The sequence below is a fragment of the Prevotella sp. oral taxon 475 genome, from assembly GCF_018127805.1.
In the GTDB taxonomy this organism is placed as follows: domain Bacteria; phylum Bacteroidota; class Bacteroidia; order Bacteroidales; family Bacteroidaceae; genus Prevotella.
Genome location: NZ_CP072334.1, coordinates 1,310,975 through 1,332,112 on the forward strand (window position 1 = coordinate 1,310,975; position 21,138 = coordinate 1,332,112).

The following is a 21,138-nucleotide window of genomic DNA, read 5'->3' on the forward strand; positions in this document are numbered from 1 at the left end:
TTTATCTGATTTCAATCATGACACATTTGATCTCATCTGCCCATCTCACCATTGAGAAAGTGGGCGAAATCATCTACCAACACGATTCTATCGAATTGAGCGACGATGCTCGTCGTCGCATCATTCGCAGCCGGGAATACCTCGATAACCGCATTGAAAAGGAAGAAAATCCTATTTATGGCGTTACAACCGGTTTTGGGTCGCTCTGCAATGTCTCGGTGAGCAAAGACCAACTCTCACAATTGCAGGTGAATCTCATTAAGTCGCATGCCTGCGGAGTGGGCGATCGGCTGCCCAACGACATTGTCAAAATGATGATGATGCTCAAGATACAATCGCTGAGCTACGGTTATTCGGGGTGCAAACTCGACACGGTGCAACGGCTCGTCGATATGTTCAATTCCGACATTTGTCCTGTTGTTTACGAGCAAGGCTCATTGGGTGCGTCGGGAGATCTTGTTCCCTTGGCGCATCTGAGTCTGCCTTTGGTGGGACTTGGCGAAGTGGAGATGAACGGAGAATTGTTGAGTGGCGAGGAAATGAATCGCCGAATGAACTGGAAACCTATCGAACTGGCCAGCAAGGAGGGCTTGGCTTTGCTCAACGGAACGCAGAATATGAGTGCACAGGCGGTGTGGGCACTGCTCCATGCGCAACGTCTGAGTGAGTGGGCCGACTTGATTGCGGCGATGTCTCTCGATGCTTTTGACGGCCGAATCGAACCTTTTACACATGCCGTGCATGCCGTTCGTCCGCACGAAGGACAGATAGAAACCGCTGCCCGCATACGAAAGGCATTGCAGGGAAGTGCGTTGATAGGAAGACCCAAGAAGCATGTGCAAGACCCTTACTCGTTTCGTTGTGTGCCACAGGTGCATGGGGCAGTGAAAGACACCATCAGATACGTACGTCAGGTGGTGGACATCGAAATCAATTCGGCCACCGACAACCCCACCGTATGCCCCGATGAAGACTTGATTATCTCGGCTGGCAATTTCCATGGAGAGCCCATCGCACTGCCAATGGATTATCTCTCGATTGCTCTGAGCGAACTCTCGAACATCAGCGAACGCCGCATTTATCGATTGGTTTCGGGTCTGCGAGATCTACCCAGCTTTCTTGTGGCCAAGCCGGGACTTAACAGTGGATTTATGATCGCCCAATATACGGCTGCTTCGGTGGTGAGTCTGAACAAGTCGTATGCCGTGCCATCGTCTACCGATAATATCCCCTCCTGCCAAGATCAGGAAGACCTTGTGAGCATGGGAGCTAACGCCGCCATCAAATTGCGCAAGGTCGTGGCCAACACCGAACGAGTGCTGGCCATCGAACTCTTTAACGCTGCGCAGGCACTCGACTTCCGTCGGCCGCTTGTCTCTTCGCCCGAAATCATGCAGATACACGCCGAATATCGCCAAGTGGTTCCGTTTATAGACACCGACGTGGTGATGTATCCGCACATTGAAGCCTCTATTCAGTTCCTCAATAGATAAGGTATGGCACAGACCTTGATTGAAAATATTGCTCTCCTTGGTGGCGTTGATCGCAAAAAACTTCTGCGCCTACAGGGCGAAGAGATGGCTCGCTTCGAGACTATCAAGAATGCTTATCTGCTGATAGAGGAGGGAAGAATTGCGGATTTCGGGTCGATGACCGACTTGCCGCCTCTGAATGACACCGTCTGTCGCATCGATGCGCAGGGCGGAATGGTGCTCCCCTCGTTCTGCGACTCGCATACGCATCTTGTGAACGCTGGTAGTAGGGAGCAGGAGTTTGTAGATAAAATCAACGGACTCTCTTATGCTGAGATTGCAAAACGGGGTGGCGGCATTCTCAACAGTGCCGACCGACTGCACGAAATGACCGAGGACGAACTCTACCAACTCTCGATGCGCCGCGTCGACGAGGTGATGCTCAAAGGTACGGGCTGTTTGGAAATCAAGAGTGGATATGGCCTTAACACGGAAGACGAACTGAAGATGCTGCGAGTGATTCGGCGTATCAAGGAGACATCGCCCCTCAAAGTGGTGGCCACTTTCCTGGGAGCACATGCCGTAGGGCGTGCTTATGCCGGGAGACAGAGTGCCTATGTCGATCTGGTGGTGAACGAAATGATACCCGCTGTGGCCTCCGAGGGCTTGGCCGACTTTATCGACGTCTTTTGCGATGAAGGCTTTTTCACGCCCCAGGAGACGGCGCAGATTCTTAAAGCAGGGGCCAAGCACGGAATGCGCGGCAAGATTCATGGGCAGGAACTGGCCCCAAGTGGGGGAGTGGAAGTGGCCGTGCAGCACGGAGCTCTCTCGGTAGACCATTTGGAAAGCATGACCTCAGAGGATATCCGTCTGTTACACGGTTCTCAAACCATGCCGACTGCTCTGCCGGGAACATCGTTCTTCCTGAACATGCCCTTTGCTCCGGCACGCCAAATGATCGCTTCGGGCTTAGGACTTGCCATTGCTAGCGACTACAATCCAGGGTCGACTCCCTCGGGCGACATGAAATTTGTCCTATCGTTGGCCTGCATCAAGATGCGTCTTCAGCCGTCCGAGGCTTTGAATGCCGCCACCATCAACGGAGCCTACGCCATGGGGCTAAGTCGTGACTATGGGTCGATGGCCGTGGGAAAAGTGGCCAACTTCTTCATCACCCATCCCCTCCCGTCGCTCTCTTTCATTCCTTACGCCTACACCACGCCCATCATTCGCGCAGTATTCTTAAATGGCGTGTTGCAAGCTTCAGTTTAGGTTCTGATGAGTAAGTCTCTTCCCTTTTATCATTCCTTTCTGATACATTTGTTTATCTCGAAAGATTGTGTTACCTTTGCCGCCGTGAAACAAAATGTGTTGACATATCGGCAGAAGCAAGAGGGGCAGAAAAGGGCGAACTTTTCTGCATCTTTTAACGCCCATTGTTTGGTAGTCTCCCAGAAAATGACTACCTTAAACACACACACATACACACACACACACACAATGTTCGCACCTATTGTAGTGTAAGATTTTTTAGCTTCTTCCTACGCGCGCGCGAAATGTGGTGCAACCATAGCCTGCAAAGGGATTCCCAGCGAATCTCTTTGCAGGCTTTTCCGTATGTTTTTTTCTGTATGAAATTCTAAATGACGTTTTATTTATAAAATGAAAATAACAATGAACAAAGAATTATTCAAACAAGAGAGATTACCCTACACTACACCCAAAAGTGTGGTGATGAGGTTAGAGAGTGAGCAGTTTTTCTGCAAGACATCAATCACACCGAAAACTCCGGAAACGGAAGAGGAAGATTGGGATGAACAGGAATTAGATGGTCCGGGTTATTAAAAAAACAAGTAGAAGTATGAAAACATTTCAAACAACAATTATTTCAAAAGTAATTACACTTTGCTCTGCTTGCGCACTGTTAGCATCGTGCACAAGTGAGAACGATATAACTAAAAACAGCAGAACGATTGACATTGGTGAGAATTTTGAAATAGTCATCAAAACAGAAGCCTTTAATAGTGATGTGCCGAAAACCAAGAGTCGAGTTGTCTCACAGATGCCAGAGCCTCGAATGGTAACTTTGCGCAATGGCATGGAGGCTGAGTTATCTGTAGAGCGTGATGCTCCGGAGGAAAACGACCCCAAGACACGTGCCCCGATTTCAGATGGCCATTACACCATCTATGCTATAGACAAAGCTACGGGAAATATGGTTACCGGAGCCGATTCAGAACTGAAAGGAACTTTCACTAATGGTAGTTTCACGCGTGATGCCGGTTCGAAGTTGTTTCTTGCTCCAGGCACTTACATCTTTGTGTGTCGCAACGATGCTGTAACACTATTCGGTAACAAACTCTACATCAACAATGGAGATAAAGGTATGATAGGAACCACCGAGCAGACAGTTGGTGCGGGTAAATTGCGGATCGCCTTCACGATGAGACATAAAACAGCCCGTCTGCGATTCAGAATCGTGGCCTACGCCAATGCTTCTGCCAATGCCTATTTTTCCTTTTATACCATTGGTGGCCTTCCCATGCCTAACAGTAGCAGTTATAATTTAGATGGGACGGGAGAAACCATCTCAGATGCAGCGTTGCCGATGGGTAGCAATTTCGGATATTGGAATCTCCCTGCTACCTCAATGACGAATAATAAAAAATATCCCTTGGCAAACGATTTCCTTACCGAGTATTTTTACTATCTGCCCAACAATGTTTTCAAATATATGTACTACCAAGGCTCTGGCACTGTAGGAGCCTTCAATCTAAGTGATGCAAGCACACTTTTTGCGCCTGCGGCTCTTGGTATTTCCACGATGAAGGCAAACGAGTCTTACACGATCAATATCAAACTCAAATACAAGTTGCTCTATCTCTTCGACGACGGAACGGTGGGCACCTTAGCCGAGAAAGGTACGCGTACACCCGTGGCCGTATCTTTAAGAGAGAAAACTTTGACGAAAGACGGGTTGGCTGTCGCACTGACAGATGCGACTTCAGGAATGGGAACAAATTACGACCTTAGTGGGTCAAGATTTTCTAAAAGTCTGAACGTCTCCTCTACCGTTCCTGCTCTGATAGCAACAGAAAATGGATATGACGAGACCTGGAATCCTGCCACCAATCGCAGCGGTAGCACAACAGCAAAGGGAGACGATCCCAATCTCGCCGCCTTCTATCTGGCTGGGCACTATCAGCCTGTATCACCGCTGAAAGGCCGTATCAAAGATTTTAAATGGCATCTGCCTGCATATGGCGAGTGGGGCTACGTCTACTCTGTGCTTGGAGGTGGAAAGGTATCGGATGTCATCAAATTTTTTATGTACAACTGGCCCGATGGAGTGGCAGCCAATACCGCTTTCACCCAGGCGGGCGGCACAGCCTTGCTGGGAAGATATTGGTCAAGTTCGGAGTATAGTACAGTGCCTGTCACCCCAACCACACCGATTTCATCTGGAGTTTTTCTTGTAAATAGTCCGCCAACAAGCGTGATTTGGAGTTGGGACGCTCACAATTATCCCTCTCATGTACGTCCATTCATCAATTATTAAGAATTCCGTATAGCAACGAGATCCTTGAAAATGAGAAAAACAAGTCGTCGTACCCCTACGAAAGCTCGAAAATGAGAAAAGCGAGGCTTCGTAGGGGTACGAAACCCCAAAAACGAGAAAAACAACGTTTCGTACCCCTACGAAACACAGAAAATGAGAAAAACAACCCGTCGTAGGGGTACGAAACGCAAAAACGCCTCAAAAAGCGGTCTTCGTACCCCTACGACAACTTTTATTCATCATTTAAACCCAAAAACCTATGAAAGTAAAAGAAATGAACCTCAGTAGGCTCGGGTAAAGTGCCCCATAGGGGGAGGAGTGAAAGGGAGTGAAGGAGTGAAAGGGAGTGAAGACATTTGCTTGTTAGTTGACGAGTAGATTTGCTTTTTGATTGACGAGTTGGCAGGAAGGTTACTTCCTTGTCAACTCGTCAACTTGTTCACTCGTCAACTGCATGAAAAAAAAGAGAACTGATACGACAGTGTATCGGTTCCCTTTTTCGTTGATCTTCTATGGGGGCGACTTGAACAGCCTCTCACTTAGGGGAGCGCCCATCAATCGTCAATGCCCCATTTGAATTTTGACGTGTTTGAATCCCATTGAACGGAAGAGGTGAGAGAATTGGGTGCGGGCGTTCTCTTGGGCTGCGGCGAGATTCTCTTTCGTCAGCGCGCGTGCCTTCATCTGGAGGTAGGCCCGGTGGTAGAGTCGTTCGCGGTCGGCATCGCTCCAGGAGCCTTGCTCGAGAAATGAGCGTGTGCGGGCTTCGTCGATGAAGTCGTTGTCGAGCAGAGCGATGCCCGGGAGTCGCGCCAGGAGCGTATCGCCATGCATCTCGAGCCAGTGGGGTTGAGCCTGGCGCAGGTCGATGCCCAGACGTAGGGTGCCGTAGTAGATGCGCACGAGCTGATCGTCGCCGAAAAAACCGTAACGGGTGGTGTCGACAAGTTCTTCGTCGTCGATGGCGAGAAATTGCCATTGACCGATGCTCTTGATTTGGCGAATCTGAAGAGGGGTGATGTCGATTCGGGTGTTCTCTTCCAGATGGAGAGAGGTGCTGTGGGTGCAGCGTCGGATGCTTACCAAAATGACGATCGAGGCCACAAGAATGGCTGCGAGATAGAGCCATAGTTGTGGGGGAAGGAGGCGGAGAAACCAGGGCAGTTTATTCATCGGTGGAGGTCTTTTCGTCGTTGGGGAGGTGGAGTAGGGTGGGGAGATCGGATGGGGTGAAACGTTTGCGGAAAGAGACGGTGATGTCTTCTTCTCGGTAGCCCATCTGGAGAATCATCGGGATGATGACCTTGGCGGCGTTGGCGCGAGCTTGTTCGAGCAGATTCATCTGCGGAATGGAGCGGAGGATGGCTTGCCGGCCCTGACGTTCGTAGGAGGCGAGTTCTTCGTCGCTGAAGTCTGTTCGCGCCAGGGAGACGTATCGCTTGATTTGCCGATGAGAAATGCGGGTGGCGGTGAGTCCGATCTTAGGGTCGGGTAGCGTGATTTCTATTCGCTTGCCTCGCCGGGTAACATTGTCTTCCGAAAAATGAGAGAAGTCGACGTAGGCTTTCAGCGTGGCGTCGATGGGGATGGCGATCTTGCGTTTGCTCAAGGGGAGGGTGAGGTCGATGTTCTGTCCTAAGAGCGAACCTTTGAGACGTTTGGCGTCGTCGTGGGTGATGATTTTGTGGACGCGCACTTCTGTGGTATACAGCTTGGCGCATTTCTGTATCTGCATCACCATGGATGGGAGTGTATCGGCGGATGCCATCTCCCGATTTGTTTTCCTGTCTGAACAAGACGATAAAGCGATCGCCGTGGCCAGGAGGAGGTGAATCATCTGTTTGTGCATTTGTAAAAGTGTTTGGACGACTGCAAAGGTAGTGATTTGGAGATGGATGTTCTGCCTTTTCACAGATTCTTGTTACCTTTGCGCAACGAAAAAACGAAGTAGAAATGAAATACTCTCTCTTATTGATGGCTTTTTCTGCGGCGACTCTGTCTTTGATGGGCTGCGGCGGGAAAAAGGAGAATGCCGATATTATCACCCGTAAACCCACAGTGGCGATGGTGCAGAAAACAAAGACGATGGGGGATTACCGGCAGAGTCGAAAGGTGGAATGGCTCGGGGCTACTTATACGGTGGAAACGGACTTCCGGGCTGATAAGTCGTTGCCGCAGGTTGCCGACGGCGTTCAGAAATACTATGACAATCGGGTGACGGTGCGGATCCTGCGGGCCGATGGCTCTGAGTTTTTTAATCGAACGTTTTCCAAAACCGATTTCTCTTCTTATCTCGACAATGAAGTGGGGAAGAAAGGGGCGTTGCTCGGTGTCGTGTTCGACCGGGCTGAGGGCGGCTACCTTTACTTTGCTGCCAGTGTGGGTTCGCCCGATAAGTCAAGCGATGAGTATGTTCCGTTGGTGGTACGACTCTCGCGATTCGGCGAAGTGTCGGTTCATAAGGATGCCACGCTCGATACGGGTAGCGATACAGCTCCGACAACAGAAGCCGAGGAAGAAGACGGCGTGTAGGTGTTTAAGAGAGAGATGACGAGAGCTCGTCGTCGCTCATCATGATAGGGAGATGATCTACGGAGATCTGCCGGTCGATGAGCGCGTTGAATGATATGAGCGACTCGCTACCCGAGAGTCCCAGCGGTTGGAGCTTGTCGTGAATGATGGTCATGAGATGGTGGTTGTTGATGGCGTACATTTTGATGAAGAGATCATAGTCGCCCGTCGTAACATGGCATTCCACCACTTCGGGAATTTGCTTCAGAGCCTCGGCCACGCGGTCGGAGTCGTTGGGATCTTTGAGATGCAATCCCACAAAGGCACAGGTGTCGTAGCCGATGCTCTCGGGGTCGATCACAAACTGCGAACCTTTGATGATGCCGAGGTGAGTGAGTTTCTGAATGCGTTGATGAATGGCTGCTCCGCTCACTTTGCACAGGCGGGCTACTTCCAAAAAAGGTATGCGCGCATCTTCGGCAATGAGCTGCAATATCTTTTTGTCTAATGAATCTAAGCTATGATGTGACATAAAATTATATTTTGCTTGCAAAGGTAAGCAAAATATTTGATTTTCAATAAGGAATCAGTCAGATTGACGGGAGAAGAACTATCGGATAGGACGAGAGTCGGGCGATGCATAGTCCTTTCGCAGCATTTCCCAGCAGAGTTTCAACCACACCAGTAGGCACGGCAGAGCTTTCAGGGCGTATTGCTGGATGACTTCGCGTTTGAATTCGCGTGGGTAGAGGTCGGACGAACCCATACTCGACAGCAGAAAGACGAAAACCATCAGACCTACATCCCAACGGTTGCGTTTCCAGGGTGCAGCAACATACCAAATGCTGGCTCCGCATAGTGCGATGATGTAGGAACTGGACTCGCTGCCCGTACTGAAAAGCACAACAAAAAGCAGTACCGAGGCCAAGAGCGTCTGTCGGAAGGCGGCGTGGCGATATTGCCCGAGGCGCAGATAGGGAAGAAAGAAGACCGTCAGAGCGGGCAGAATCAGCCACAGGTCGGAATAGATCGTGTTGCCGGTGATGCGTCGCACCATGCCCAGGGCTGAAATGTTCTGTGCAATCGAGTGGATATTTTCCACGTTCTTTCCGCCCAGGCAGGCCACCCATTCACCATACTGCCCCACGACATACTGCGGACTGCTGATGAGCATCGGCGCGGCGAACAACACCGCTGCCCAAAAGACGAGCGAAAGGGTGAAACGAACTTTGTGCCGCGAGAAAAGAAAGAAAGCCAACCCCACGATGCCATAGAGTTTCACCAGCGTACCCACGACGATGAGGCAGGCTGCCCAAAAATCGCGTTCCCGTTCTACGAGGAAAAACGTGGCGATGATGATGGCAGCAATTGCGATATTGAACTGCTGCATGAAAAGCGACGTGAGCAGCGTTTCCGAACAAAACCAGAAGACGAAGAGCTTTCCGCCGTCTGTCAGTCCCGAGCATCTGATGGCAAAATAGAGCGTGAGCGAGAGGGCCACGAGCCAAAAAAACATTCCCAGTCCAACGGGCATCACTGCAAAGGGCGCGATGACGAGCGAGAAGAGCGGACCGTAATGATTCACGTCGAAATATTCGGCTGGATAGGCCTCGTAGAGCGGCAGACCTTGAATGGTGTGCCAAAAGACGCCGCGGAAAATCAGAAAATTGTTATCCGATCGGTGCAGTTTGAGCATTCCCACCAGCGAAAGCAATAGCCACAGGGCGAGAATCGTTCGGCGGTCGTGAAAAAAAGGTTTTGCAAGCAGCCTCTGGCAGCGTTGAATCATTCGTTGAGTCATTCTGGTTGGATTTGTGATGGATATGGCTGCAAAATTACGGAATAATCCGGAAATATGGACGCTATAGATTTTTATTCGTACCTTTGTCCGCATGAACAACTCTCCCCAAATCTCTGTCGTCATCAATACCTATAATGCCGAACGTCACTTAGAAGCGGTGCTCCGGTCGGTAAAGGATTTCGACGAAATTTTGGTGTGCGACATGCAGAGCACCGACCGCACCGTAGACATCGCTCGGCAACATGGTTGCCGCATCGTGACGTTTGAGAAGAAACACTATACCATCGTGGAACCCGCCCGGCAGTTTGCCATCGACCAGGCCCGATACCCCTGGGTGTTGGTGCTCGATGCCGACGAACTCGTGTCGCCGGCCCTCAAAGACTATCTCTACGCCTACATCCGTCGGCCTCATTGTGCCGCCGGACTGGCTATTCCACGGAAAAACTATTTCATGGGTCGATTCCTCCACGCCGCCTATCCCGACTACATCCTGCGCTTCTTCCGAAAAGACGTCACGCAATGGCCCGCCATCATTCATGCCTCCCCCATTGTGAAGGGCGAGGTGTTGCGTCTGCCTCGCCATCGCAAAGAGCTGGCTTTCGAGCATCTGGCCAACGATTCGGTGGCGACGCTCTGCCGGAAAACCAATATCTACTCGGACAACGAGATTGAAAAACGCCGTCACAAACACTATGGTCTCACGGCTTTGGTGGGTCGTCCTTTGTTTCGTTTCTTCCGTTCGTATATCCTCAAGGGCGGCTTTCGGGATGGAACGCCCGGACTGATTCATGCCCTTTGGGAGGCGATCTATCAGTTTGCCATCGTGTCGAAATGTATCGAAGCGCGCCGGCATCTTTCTCACCGCGAGGAATCGGCTGGGAGGGAAAAATGATGCTACTGTACCCTACGGTGACGCCGCGGAGAGGAAAATGGTGTTACTGTACCCTACAAAACCACCATCTGAGACCAAAATGATGCTACTGTACCCTACAATGACGCCGCGGAGAGGAAAATGGCGTTATTGTACCCTACAAAACCAACATCTGAGACCAAAATGGTGCTACTGTACCCTACAGTAGGGCCACGGAGACCGAAATGGTGTGATTGTACCCTACAGTGACGTCGCGGAAAGGAAAATGATGCTACTGAGCGGCTCAAAACCATCGCGGAGAGAAAAATGGTGCTACTGAGCGACTCAAAACCGCCGCGGAGAGAAAAATGATGCTACTGAGCGACTCAAAACCGTCGCGGAGAGAAAAATGGTGCTACTGAGCGACTCAAAACCGTCGCGGAGAGGAAAATGATGCTACTGAGCGGCTCAAAACCGCCGCGGAGAGAAAAATGATGCTACTGAGCGACTCAGTAAGAAAAGCAATGAGCTTGGCAACCCGTGCCAAGCTCATTGCTTTGTTATCTCTAAAAGAGTCTCTTGGATGGAGAGCCTTGGAGACGTTTCGTCAAGATGCTACTGCAATTTCTCCACCTGCTGCATCATCTCCTTGCCCAGCGCATCGGCCTCTTCCATGGTGGAAGCCTCGCTGTAGATGCGGATGATGGGCTCGGTGTTGCTCTTGCGCAGATGTACCCAACTGTTGGGGAAATCGATTTTCACGCCGTCGACATCATTCACCTGTTCGTTCCGATAAATTTCTTTGATCTCCCGCAGAATGGCGTCTACATCGGTAGAGGGAGTGAGTTCGATGCGGTTTTTGGCGATGAAGTAGTTAGGATAAGTGGCGCGCAGCTCGCTCGCCTTGCAGCCCTTGTGAGCCAAATTGCTCAAGAAGAGGGCGATGCCCACAAGCGCATCCCGGCCGTAGTGGCTCTCGGGGTAGATGACGCCGCCGTTGCCTTCGCCGCCGATGACGGCTTGAGAGGCCTTCATCTGCGTGGTGACGTTCACTTCGCCCACGGCCGAAGCCGTGTACTGACCGCCATGCTGCAGGGTGACGTCACGCAGGGCACGAGTGGAACTGAGGTTCGAAACGGTGTTGCCCGGAGTCTGCGACAGCACGTAGTCGGCCACGCTCACCAAGGTATATTCTTCGCCGAACATCGCACCCGTCTCGCAGATTAGAGCCAGACGGTCTACGTCGGGGTCGACCACGATGCCCAAGTCGTAGTCTCCTCCGGCTTTCATCTCGTTCATGATGCCCGAGAGATTCTTCTCCAGCGGTTCGGGATTATGGGCGAAATCGCCGGTAGGCTCGCCGTAGAGCATTTTATATTTCACGCCGAGTTGCGTCAGAAGCTTGGGTAGAATCACACCACCCACGCTATTCACCGCGTCGACCGCCACCTTGAAGCCGGCCTTGCGGATGGCCTCGACGTCGACCAATTTCAGGGCGAGAACGCTGTCGATATGCCGTTGGTCGAAAGAATCGTCTTCGGTATATTTGCCCAATGCATCGACATCAGCAAAGAGGAAGTCTTCTCTTTCGGCCGACTCCAACACCTGAGCGCCATCCTGCGCCGTGAGGAATTCACCCTTGTTGTTAAGCAACTTCAGCGCATTCCACTGGCGGGGATTATGACTGGCCGTGATGATGATGCCGCCATCGGCTCCGGTCATCGTCACGGCCAGTTCGGTGGTCGGTGTCGTAGCCAGTCCGATGTTCACCACGTCGAAACCCATGCCCATGAGCGTGCCGCATACGACGTTCTTCACCATCTCGCCCGAGATGCGAGCGTCGCGACCTACAACGATTTTGTTGCTGCCGCCGGGCGTATGTTTGCGAATGAAAGAGGCGTAGGCCGACGTGAATTTCACAATGTCGAGCGGGTTGAGCGTATCGCCCGCTGTTCCGCCGATAGTTCCGCGGATGCCGGAAATCGATTTAATCAGTGTCATGATGGGATAGTTCTTATCTTCTTTGGTAAGTGATTTCGTAGAGATAGGGCGTGACGCTGGAGCTGGCGGCTCCGTGGCCGCGGTCGTGTGGAACGATCAGGCGGACGTGTGCCAGCGTGTCTTTCTCCGTAGCCGGCCGTCCCACTTTGATATACCTCAGCGGCGTGAGCCAACCCGAGGGAACCGATGTGCCGCTCGTGCGCTGATAGGCCCGGTACATCAGACCGGAGGTACCCGAAAACGTAGCCGTAAAGGTGCCCGACGTGTTCGTCACCGACATCTTGTCCACCCATCCCGAAAATCGCGGATCGAAGCTCGAGAGCTGGAGCGTATCTTTCAGTAGATTCCACTCCGAGAAGCGGCACAGCACGTCGGCTTTCTCGCCTTTCTCAATCTTTTTGCCGCAGCCTTTGTTGATGATTTGCATATACACGCCCGAACTTTCGAAGAGCACGAATTCTCTCTCGGTCGTGTCGGTCTTTTCGCCGTTGGCCAGGAATTGAGCTTCGCTGATGACCTTGATTTGATGTTTGGCGATATAGGCATTGATCGCACTGCGCTCTTGCTTCACCTGATCGGCATACGACTGCGAATCGTTACACGAGGCGACGGCCAGAAGACCTGTAGAGAGGAGGAGGGCATGGAATAGTTTTTTCATTCGTCGATACATTTATTTTATGACTTGAATAGAAGCCGGCAGGTTCTTTGACGGCTTGCGCGAGCTGTGCAAAGTTAGCAAAAAGATTGATTACGGGCCATTGTGCGAGGGCAATTATACATTTTTTTCGATTGATTCTGCCGCAGGCTTCTTCAATCTGTCGGCGAAGGCGAGGATCGCGTCGCGCACCACCGTCTCGGCCTCGTCGATGGTGCAGAAGAGCTTTCCACCGCTGGCATTGCGATGTCCGCCGCCGTTGAAAAAGCGTTCGGCCATCTCGTTGCAAGGGAAATCGTCCACCGAACGCAAACTCACTAAGATGAGCCTATCCTTATCCGTATCCTCACGCAACGAGATGACGAGCCGTTGTCCGCGGATGCGCAACGGTTCGTTCACCAGTCCCTCGGCGTCGCCTTTGTTGAAGTGGAACCGCCGCATGTCCTGCCGAGTGATGCAGAAGTAGGAGGCATTGAAGTCGGCGATGACGTTCAGCTTCTGACTCATGATGTAGCCTCGGAAACGGATGGCCCACGAGCTATAATTATGGTAGACGTTACGGTAAATCTTATCCTTATCGAAACCCTTCGTGAGCAGATGTCCGATGATGGTATAGATTTCGGGCCGCGTAGAATTGTAGGTGAATCCGCCCGTGTCGGTCATCATCCCGCAATAAATCGCGATGGCAGCCTGCCGGGTCATTGCCTCAAACCCGCCCAGTTGCCATACGATTCTGAAAATCATCTCGCTCGTGCTGCTCATTTGCGGCATCGAGACGGCGAGCTCAGCAGCCAACGTAGGATTGAGATGGTGATCGATCATCACACGCCGAGCCGGCGAAGCCTCGAGTGGCGTTTGCATCTCGTCCACCCTGCCGGCGGCATTGAAGTCAAGGCAGAACACCAGGTCGGCCTTGGCAAAAGCCTCTTCGGCTCTCTCCCGTTGTTTGTCATAGCGCAGGAGTCGTTCTGTGCCCGGCAACCATTTCAGGAAGTCGGGAAAGGCGTCGGGAATCACGGTCTGCACCTCTTTGCCCCGGCTCTTGAGAAAGTCTGCCCAGGCCAGCGACGAACCGATAGCGTCTCCGTCGGGCGATTTATGGCAGCAGACAACGATGTGCTGTGCAGTTTCGATCAATTGGCATAGCGTATTTTGCGCGGTATCCGAAAGTATTTCTAATTGTTGCATAGTGGTTGCAAAGATACAAAAAATCTGTAGATTGCCTATCGTTTTTTCGACACGAAAAGTAAGAAAATAATTTTTACAATCTTGCGAGATGCGGAATTCTGTTTTCTCGAATATTTGTCATTCTTTTGATAAGATGAATGTCTAAGTCGTCAATTTGATTAAGGCTTTTTAGGAAATAAACGTCTCCGACCTGGTCGGCGGAAGCCTTGCAGTCTGCGATCTCTCTCCGACCTGGTCGGAGGCATTCATACGTTAATGGAATTTCTCTCCGACCGGGTCGGAAGCATCCTTGCTGTGTTAATGGATGTTTCCGACGCGGTCGGAGACGTTCAAACAGCCAAAAAATGCGTCGCCGACCACGTCGGAGACATTTTGCAGCCTGCATGAATGACGCCGACCACGTCGGAGGCACACTTGCAATCTGCACGATTATCTCCGACTGCGTCGGAAGTACACTTGCAGTCTGCACGATTTCCACCGACCACGTCGGAGACATACAAATAGGGAAAAAGATGATCTCCAACTGTGTCGAAGTCCTTCATTCATTTCAAGAGAAAGGCTCTAACGTTAGAAAAGTCTTTCATCCATTCGGGTGGAAAGGTTCCAACGGCGACTCGAATATCCACGAGGGAAGAAAGATGGCTAATGATGTAAAAAATAGCTGTGATAGAAAGAAGTTCTCCTACTTCTTTTGTTTGTTAAGAATCTTATGCCTATCTTTGAAGGGAGAAACCGGAAAAGTAGCTTTCGAGCAACCTACAGGTTGGTGGGCGACAGAACAATCTGCTTTCCCACTGAAGTGGGTCACTGTGCAAAATCATCTCAATTGGTCTGCTCGTCTACTGGCCAATCCGGCACCTCTTTATTCGTCAATCCAACAACATGAATCTATCCTTTTTAGAAGCTGTTGCCACCGATTTGCTGGCCAATCATGGCAACAACCTGGCACGCCTCGTGGTGGTGTTTCCCAACAAACGCGCCTCGCTCTTTCTCAACGAGCATCTGGCCCGCAAGAGTCAGGGCCCGCTGTGGAGTCCTACCTACAAGACCATCCGGCAGCTTTTTTGCGAGAATAGTAGCAGAGCTGTGGCCGATGACATCAAGCTCGTGGCCGACCTTCATCGGGTCTACTGTCAATGCACGGGATCTACCGAGACGCTCGACCGCTTTTATGGATGGGGACAGCTGATGCTGTCCGATTTTGATGATGTGGATAAAAACAGGGCCTCTGCCGACGAGGTGTTCCGCAACGTGACCCATCTGCACGAACTCGACGACACGTCTTATCTCACCGATGAACAGCGGCAGGTGTTGCAGCGATTTTTTAGCCATTTCTCACCCGAGAACGATACCGAACTCAAGCGTCGTTTTCTTTGTCTATGGCAACATCTTGGCGAAATCTATCATCGGTACAATGCGTTTTTGCAGACGCAGGGGCTGGCCTATGAGGGGGCTCTTTACCGCGAGGTGGCTGAAGGCGAACTCGATGGGCTTGATGCCGACGGCTATATCTTTGTGGGCTTCAATCTGCTGCAAGGCGTGGAACGGCTCCTCTTTCAACGACTGGCACAGGAGGGGAGGGCTTGGTTCTACTGGGACTTCGACCGACATTATATACAAAACACCGCCTGTGAGGCTGGACATTACATCCGACAACATCTCGAGGTTTTCCCTAATGAGCTGGATACGCACGATGATGCTCTCTACAACAATCTGCGAGGCGAGAAGCACATCCGTTTCATCTCTGCCTCTACCGAGACGCTTCAGGCTCGTTACGTGGGCGAATGGCTCAAAACCGATGGCTACATCCAGGCTGGAAGACGCACGGCTGTGGTGCTTTGCGACGAGGATTTGCTGCAAACGGTGGTCTATAGTCTGCCACCCGAGGTGGAGAATGTCAACATCACGACGGGTTTCCCCCTGGCACAGTCGCCCGTGCATGCCTTCGTCGTCGCGCTTATCGCCTTGCAAACTGCCGGACGTGTGGACGGGACCGATCAGTATCGCCTTCACTACATCCATCCGGTTCTGCGCCATCCCTACGCCCGACTCGTGAGCGAGGAGAGCTCTGCCTTGCTCGCCCGACTGGAGGAGAATCATATCTATTATCCCGAACGTGATGAACTGATCTGCGACGAGCAGCTCTCGCTGCTCTTCCAAGATGTCGAGCAGGGCGCAGACGGGAGGAATGGCTTTCATGTCCGATTGCTTCAATGGCTTCTGGAGGTGCTGCGGCTCGTGGGGCACGGAGCGCAGCAGGGCGATGATCCGCTGCTCAAAGAGGCGGTGTTCAGAATGTATACGTTGCTGAACCGACTGACTGACTTGGTGGCTGGGGGCGATCTGGACGTAGACCTCAGTACGCTCCAACGACTTCTCATGCAATTGGTTCAGAGCTCTTCTATTCCTTTCCACGGCGAACCGGTGGTGGGCGTTCAGATAATGGGCGTGCTGGAAACGCGTAATCTTGATTTCGACAACCTTCTCATCCTCTCCTGCAACGAGGGGAATATGCCGCGCGGCGTGAACGATGCTTCGTTCATTCCCTATGCTCTCCGTAAGGCGCATGGCCTTACTACCGTAGATCATAAGGTGGCGATCTATTCCTATTATTTTCACCGCCTCTTGCAACGTGCCCGTAACATTACCATTCTCTACAACCATTCTACCGAAGACGGACATACGGGCGAAATGAGCCGGTTCATGCTTCAATGGATGGTGGAGAGCGGACACCATATCGAGCGACTGGCTTTGCAGGCGGGGCAGACTCCGAGTAGGATGCAGCCGCAGGCCGTGGAGAAAAATGCCAATGTGATGAGCGCGCTCTTGCATCTGCAACAACTCTCGCCCACGGCTCTGAATCGATACCTGCGCTGTCCGGTTCAATTCTTCTACAACACGGTGGCCGGCATCAAAGAAGCTGATGCCGAGACGGAGGAGATAGACAATCGTACGTTCGGCAACATCTTTCACCGCTGTTCGCAATGGATCTATGAGGAATTAATGGATGCTTCGCAGCTGGTGACAGCTGAAGGCATCGCACGACTCTTGGAGGATCAATGGACCCTGCAACGCATCGTGGACAGAGCTTTCAATGAGGAGCTGTTCAAGGTGGCCGATCACCGCACACGCCCTCCTTATAACGGGTTGCAACTGATCAATCGTAGCGTGATCATCAGTTATCTGCATCAGTTGCTGGAAATCGATCGGCGGCTCGCTCCCTTTAAAATTCTGGGTCTGGAACGCCGTGTGGAAGCTTCTATCGAGGTGCAAGCCGGCCACCAACGGCATCGGATGGTAATAGGCGGAGTGGTAGACCGGATCGACGAGGTGCAGCACGAGGGAGGCTGCGCGATTCGTGTGGTAGACTATAAAACGGGACGGGTGCCTACGCAGCGCGTTGGTGATTTGGAGGCGATATTCTCTACACAAAATATTTCGGCTCGACATACTGATTATTATTTGCAGGCTTTTCTCTATTCGACCATCGTTCGCTCATCGCCTGAATGGAATATCAACCGTCTGCCTGTCAGTCCCGCCCTGCTTTTCATTCAACACGCCTCGCGCGACGACTACGATCCCGTGCTTTCGCTCGGTAAAGAACGAGTGGAGGATGTCGAAGTCTATCGAAGCGAATTCTGGGAACGTCTGCATACTCTGCTCAACGAGATTTTCAATCCCCGCATACCTTTCACTCCCACTCCCGACCGTCGCCGTTGCGAACATTGCTCCTATCGACCATTGTGCGAACGATAACCGGACTTCTTATTCGTCAATGCTTCGTTATTCCGAACTGACATTCCTTCTACCCTAAGTGCCACAAAAAAAGGATGCCCCATCAGCATGACTGCTAAAGGGGCATCTCTTTTTTAGTGTTTATATGCCGCGTGTGCGGACGTTATGATCGATTAAGGCAGCTTGTTCTTAATCTCGTCGAGCTTGTTGATGAGATTAGTTACGGCTGTCTGAGCATCGGTTCTTCCGCTCTGCACCTCGTTCTTCAAGTTGGTGAGCTCAGTAGCAAGAGCATCTATAGCCGTCTTGATTGTACCTTGTGTCGTTCCGTTGGCTGCGAGTGTTGTTTGCATCGTTGTGATAGCGGTCTCGATAGCACCGAGCTTAGCGGTATAGTCGGGCAGGTTGTTGATAGCCGTTTCCAAAGCAGCGAACTTAGCGGTGTAGTCGGGCAGATTGTTGATAGCCGTTTCCAGAGCAGCGAGCTTAGCGGTGTAGTCGGGCAGGTTGTTGATAGCCGTTTCCAAAGCAGCGAGCTTAGCGGTATAGTCGGGCAGAGACTGAATAGCCAACGTTAAGGCATCAAGTTTGTTGGCCGTCGACAGAGTATGTGCTTCAATTGCCGTCTTGAGAGCGTCAATTTTAGTTGCAGTTGAGAGGGTCTGCGCTTCCATGGCGAGTTTCAATGCATCAAGCTTAGTTGCAGTTGAAAGAGCCTGAGCTTCAATGGCTGTCTTGAGCGCGTCGAGTTTATTTTCAGCCGAGAGAGTCTGAGCTTCAATTGCGGTCTTAAGAGCATCAATTTTAGTTGCAGTTGAGAGGGTCTGCGCCTCCATCGCGAGTTTCAATGCTTCCAGCTTAGTTGCAGTTGAAAGAGCCTGAGCTTCAATGGCCATCTTGAGAGCATCAAGTTTGTTTTCAGACGAAAGAGTCTGAGCTTTGATAGCAGCTTCAATCAAGGCCAACTTCGTTTCTGCCGAAGAGGTTTGTGCGGTGATCGCATCAGTAATGGCTTTGAGCTTTTCTTCCTGAGAAACCTTCATCTCGTCAATTGCGGTGGTGAGTTTACCTACGGCTTCGGTCATCTTCACGGTTCCATTGTTGATGGCTTTTACCACTTCGGTGAAGTCGTTGTTAATGGTTACGTTCACTTTGTAGTCGATTGCGGGTGCGTCTTCCTGACATGCGGTGAAAGATGTGGCTGCAGCGGTCAGCATGGTGATGGCAAGCAGCAAGTTGTTCATACGTTTCATATTATTTTTAATTATAAAGTTATTGTTCATTTGTTGTTTATTCTACGGTGATGGTTACGATGCGTCCCTTAGCGTTGGGGATTCCGTTTTGTTCGCCGATGGCAACGCTGGGTTTGAGATCTTTAGTGGAGAAGCCTTCTGCCTTGAGTACCTTCATGACACTCTCCAATCGACGTGCACTAAGGTGCTGATTGTAGTCGGAGGAACCAGGTGTGCTTGCTTCTGCCACGATAGATAGTTTCTTACCTTGAACACTCCGCGCAAAAGCAATTAGTCGGTTGAGCTCAACTTGACTGATGTCTGCACGGTCGTGTGCAAAGGGTACGACGTGTGCGATCTTGTCCTCTATCTTCTTTTTGCTGGCATTGCAGTCGTCGAGCTGGCGCTGCAAGTCGGCAGCCTCTTGCTGCACACGAGCACGGTCGGCCTCTGCTTGTGCAGCGCGTGCCTGCTCGCTTTCAACTTGTTGTTGCAGATCGTTGATGCGACCATTGAGTTCTTCTATTCGTCCGGAATAATAGGTCTTGAGTACTTGAGCCTTACTTGTGACGAAGTTGTAGCGTACCGTAGCCAAAGCAAAGATAAGATTCTTAGGAGCCACATCCTTGGGATTGAACAGCCAATCCATTTCGCCTTTTACACCTAAGGTAAATCGACGGCTAACATCAGCCTCGATGTTCAGTGAGGCAGGAATGTAGAACTTGCGGTAGGAAACGTGATCGTTAGCTGTCTTTACTGTACCAGAGATGATCACTGTCCCTGTATTGTTGATCACTCCACTACCCAGCGGTGTGGTAATGCCGCCCTGCGTCTTGGTGGCTCCGAACCACATGCCATAATCGTTTCCGCGCCCCATCGTGTAGCCGATACCTGTACCTAAGTACATATTGAACCACTGTGCCTTACGTTTGGGCCAGAATTCCATAAGATTGAAACCTGCACCGAGTTTGATGTTGTGATAGTTCATCAGATAGTTGCCATACACTTTGGCAGGCATAACTGCAGAAGAAATGGTTGAAAAACGCTGCTCGCGACGATAACGCGAATAGAGATACTCTACGCCGACACGCACCCAGGGACGGATGTTGAAGTCGATCCCGCCTCCTACAGCCGGTGCGAAGTTGTAGCTACGCTTGGCATCCAAGCGAGAATACTCCACGCCGGTGGTCCATGATACACCACCCTCTGCATAGATGCTCCACGTTCGGGTGCGCAGCTCCTTGTTGTAGTCTTGGCGGTTTTGCATTGCCGTATCCGTTTCCGTCTGCGCATGTGCGGCGACGGTAATCGTTGCGGTAAGCAAGACGCTAAGACCCACTCTTGCTATCCTACCGCTTAGCGGGCGTGATAGCAGAATCATTCGTCTTTTGTCTATCATATAATTAGAAACCTCTCTATAACCCCTTTTATGGGGAACGCCGTATCAGAGGCATGGGCGTTTGGGTTAAACTTGGATTTCGATTCTCTTTTTAATGTTTTGTCTGTTTCTGTTAGACTCTTTACTCTTGTTAGATTTAGTCTGTGGAGAGGAGTAGGGTCGCAACCAGTGTGATTTAAGAGAGATTGAATGAAAAAGTTATTTTTTCGTTCAGCTGATTGCGTACCCTTTATCTCCATGTGTCAACATAGTAGTTGATGTATAAGGTCGAAAAAACGCGTAAAGAATGTTTGTTTTGGAGGTGGCCTTTTAGATCTTGAATTACCCTGTGCATCCATACGTCTATCTACCTCTATCTCCACAAGGTCTTGAATGGTGGAGAGTAGTTCGGTCCTTTCGTCGCAGAATTGCAGGTTGGCATTTTGTTGTGGCTTCACCTGTTTTCTTTTATTTTTATTGCTATTCATTGTCGGTTTTGTTTTCTGCTGCAAAATTAGAATACGAATGCGATAAGAGTTATTGCAAAATCTTTCAAAAGTGTGGTAAAATCTTTCATTTTTTTTCCTGAAACGTCTTGCGAAATTTGACGACAATCCTTCTAAAACGCCTTTGTATAGGGGAATTGAGAACTGACAGTTATATACAATTTAGAGAATGCTATGAATTGATAAAATTTGGGTTCCTGCATCTACAGAAATATAGAATGGACGAGAAATAGAGCTTCTGTACTTA

The 21,138-nt window shown here is 50.8% G+C and carries 16 protein-coding genes; 7 read left to right on the forward strand and 9 right to left on the reverse strand.

Annotation, left to right across the window (positions count from 1 at the left end; genetic code table 11):
- Positions 1-17 precede the first annotated feature (17 nt).
- The 4 genes from hutH (at position 18) to J5A66_RS05165 (ending at position 5,034) form a co-directional block, all read left to right on the forward strand.
- The gene (hutH, locus tag J5A66_RS05150; protein WP_211789616.1) at positions 18-1,493 is read left to right on the forward strand and encodes a histidine ammonia-lyase; all 1,476 of its coding nucleotides are present in this window, start codon (positions 18-20) and stop codon (positions 1,491-1,493) included.
- Between the two features lie 3 nt (positions 1,494-1,496).
- A complete protein-coding gene (hutI, locus tag J5A66_RS05155) occupies positions 1,497-2,747 on the forward strand; it encodes an imidazolonepropionase (RefSeq protein ID WP_211789617.1) in 1,251 nt (416 codons plus the stop codon).
- Between the two features lie 402 nt (positions 2,748-3,149).
- Positions 3,150-3,320 (forward strand): fatty-acid--CoA ligase, encoded by a 171-nt coding sequence (locus J5A66_RS05160; protein WP_211789618.1) that lies wholly within the window; start codon positions 3,150-3,152, stop codon positions 3,318-3,320.
- 217 nt (positions 3,321-3,537) lie between these two features.
- Complete coding sequence (locus tag J5A66_RS05165) at positions 3,538-5,034, forward strand: hypothetical protein (protein ID WP_211789619.1); 1,497 nt, start codon at positions 3,538-3,540, stop codon at positions 5,032-5,034.
- A gap of 561 nt (positions 5,035-5,595) precedes the next feature.
- Here J5A66_RS05165 and J5A66_RS05170 read toward each other — a convergent pair.
- On the reverse strand, positions 5,596-6,207 hold the full coding sequence (locus J5A66_RS05170; RefSeq protein WP_211789620.1) for a DUF4230 domain-containing protein: 612 nt from the start codon (positions 6,205-6,207) through the stop codon (positions 5,596-5,598).
- Positions 6,200-6,871 carry a DUF4230 domain-containing protein gene (locus tag J5A66_RS05175; RefSeq protein WP_371742846.1) on the reverse strand — a complete coding sequence of 224 codons (672 nt, stop codon included), beginning with the start codon at positions 6,869-6,871 and terminating at the stop codon, positions 6,200-6,202. The genes J5A66_RS05170 and J5A66_RS05175 overlap by 8 nt, the downstream gene beginning before the upstream one ends.
- Before the next feature lie 116 nt (positions 6,872-6,987).
- Between J5A66_RS05175 and J5A66_RS05180 the strand changes: the two genes are divergently transcribed.
- Entirely contained in the window at positions 6,988-7,566 is a 579-nt protein-coding gene (locus tag J5A66_RS05180) for a DUF4738 domain-containing protein (protein ID WP_211789622.1), read from the forward strand.
- A 4-nt stretch (positions 7,567-7,570) separates the two neighbouring features.
- Here J5A66_RS05180 and J5A66_RS05185 read toward each other — a convergent pair whose 3' ends face one another.
- Together J5A66_RS05185 and J5A66_RS05190 are read right to left on the reverse strand one after the other, a co-directional pair.
- Complete coding sequence (locus J5A66_RS05185; protein WP_211789623.1) at positions 7,571-8,077, reverse strand: Lrp/AsnC family transcriptional regulator; 507 nt, start codon at positions 8,075-8,077, stop codon at positions 7,571-7,573.
- Positions 8,078-8,155: 78 nt separating this feature from the next.
- Positions 8,156-9,346, reverse strand: a complete 1,191-nt coding sequence (locus J5A66_RS05190; protein WP_211789624.1) for a glycosyltransferase family 87 protein — start codon at positions 9,344-9,346, stop codon at positions 8,156-8,158.
- Positions 9,347-9,437: 91 nt separating this feature from the next.
- Here J5A66_RS05190 and J5A66_RS05195 point away from each other — a divergent pair, with 91 nt between their 5' ends.
- The gene (locus tag J5A66_RS05195) at positions 9,438-10,238 is read left to right on the forward strand and encodes a glycosyltransferase family 2 protein (protein ID WP_211789625.1); all 801 of its coding nucleotides are present in this window, start codon (positions 9,438-9,440) and stop codon (positions 10,236-10,238) included.
- 573 nt (positions 10,239-10,811) lie between these two features.
- On the opposite strand, the gene glmM is transcribed toward J5A66_RS05195, so the two are convergent.
- The 3 genes from glmM to J5A66_RS05210 all read right to left on the reverse strand — a co-directional run bounded on the left by glmM (position 10,812) and on the right by J5A66_RS05210 (position 14,040).
- Positions 10,812-12,197: a phosphoglucosamine mutase gene (glmM, locus tag J5A66_RS05200; RefSeq protein WP_211789626.1), complete on the reverse strand. Its 1,386-nt coding sequence runs from the start codon at positions 12,195-12,197 to the stop codon at positions 10,812-10,814.
- A gap of 13 nt (positions 12,198-12,210) precedes the next feature.
- On the reverse strand, positions 12,211-12,855 hold the full coding sequence (locus tag J5A66_RS05205) for a DUF4827 domain-containing protein (RefSeq protein WP_211789627.1): 645 nt from the start codon (positions 12,853-12,855) through the stop codon (positions 12,211-12,213).
- A gap of 114 nt (positions 12,856-12,969) precedes the next feature.
- On the reverse strand, positions 12,970-14,040 hold the full coding sequence (locus J5A66_RS05210; RefSeq protein WP_211789628.1) for a bifunctional oligoribonuclease/PAP phosphatase NrnA: 1,071 nt from the start codon (positions 14,038-14,040) through the stop codon (positions 12,970-12,972).
- An 882-nt stretch (positions 14,041-14,922) separates the two neighbouring features.
- Here J5A66_RS05210 and J5A66_RS05215 point away from each other — a divergent pair.
- The gene (locus J5A66_RS05215; protein WP_211789629.1) at positions 14,923-17,796 is read left to right on the forward strand and encodes a PD-(D/E)XK nuclease family protein; all 2,874 of its coding nucleotides are present in this window, start codon (positions 14,923-14,925) and stop codon (positions 17,794-17,796) included.
- A gap of 152 nt (positions 17,797-17,948) precedes the next feature.
- Here the strand turns inward: J5A66_RS05215 and J5A66_RS05220 are convergent, their stop codons facing one another.
- Positions 17,949-19,028, reverse strand: a complete 1,080-nt coding sequence (locus J5A66_RS05220; protein WP_211789630.1) for a hypothetical protein — start codon at positions 19,026-19,028, stop codon at positions 17,949-17,951.
- A 37-nt stretch (positions 19,029-19,065) separates the two neighbouring features.
- Positions 19,066-20,388 (reverse strand): hypothetical protein, encoded by a 1,323-nt coding sequence (locus J5A66_RS05225; protein WP_249109906.1) that lies wholly within the window; start codon positions 20,386-20,388, stop codon positions 19,066-19,068.
- Positions 20,389-21,138: the final 750 nt, after the last annotated feature.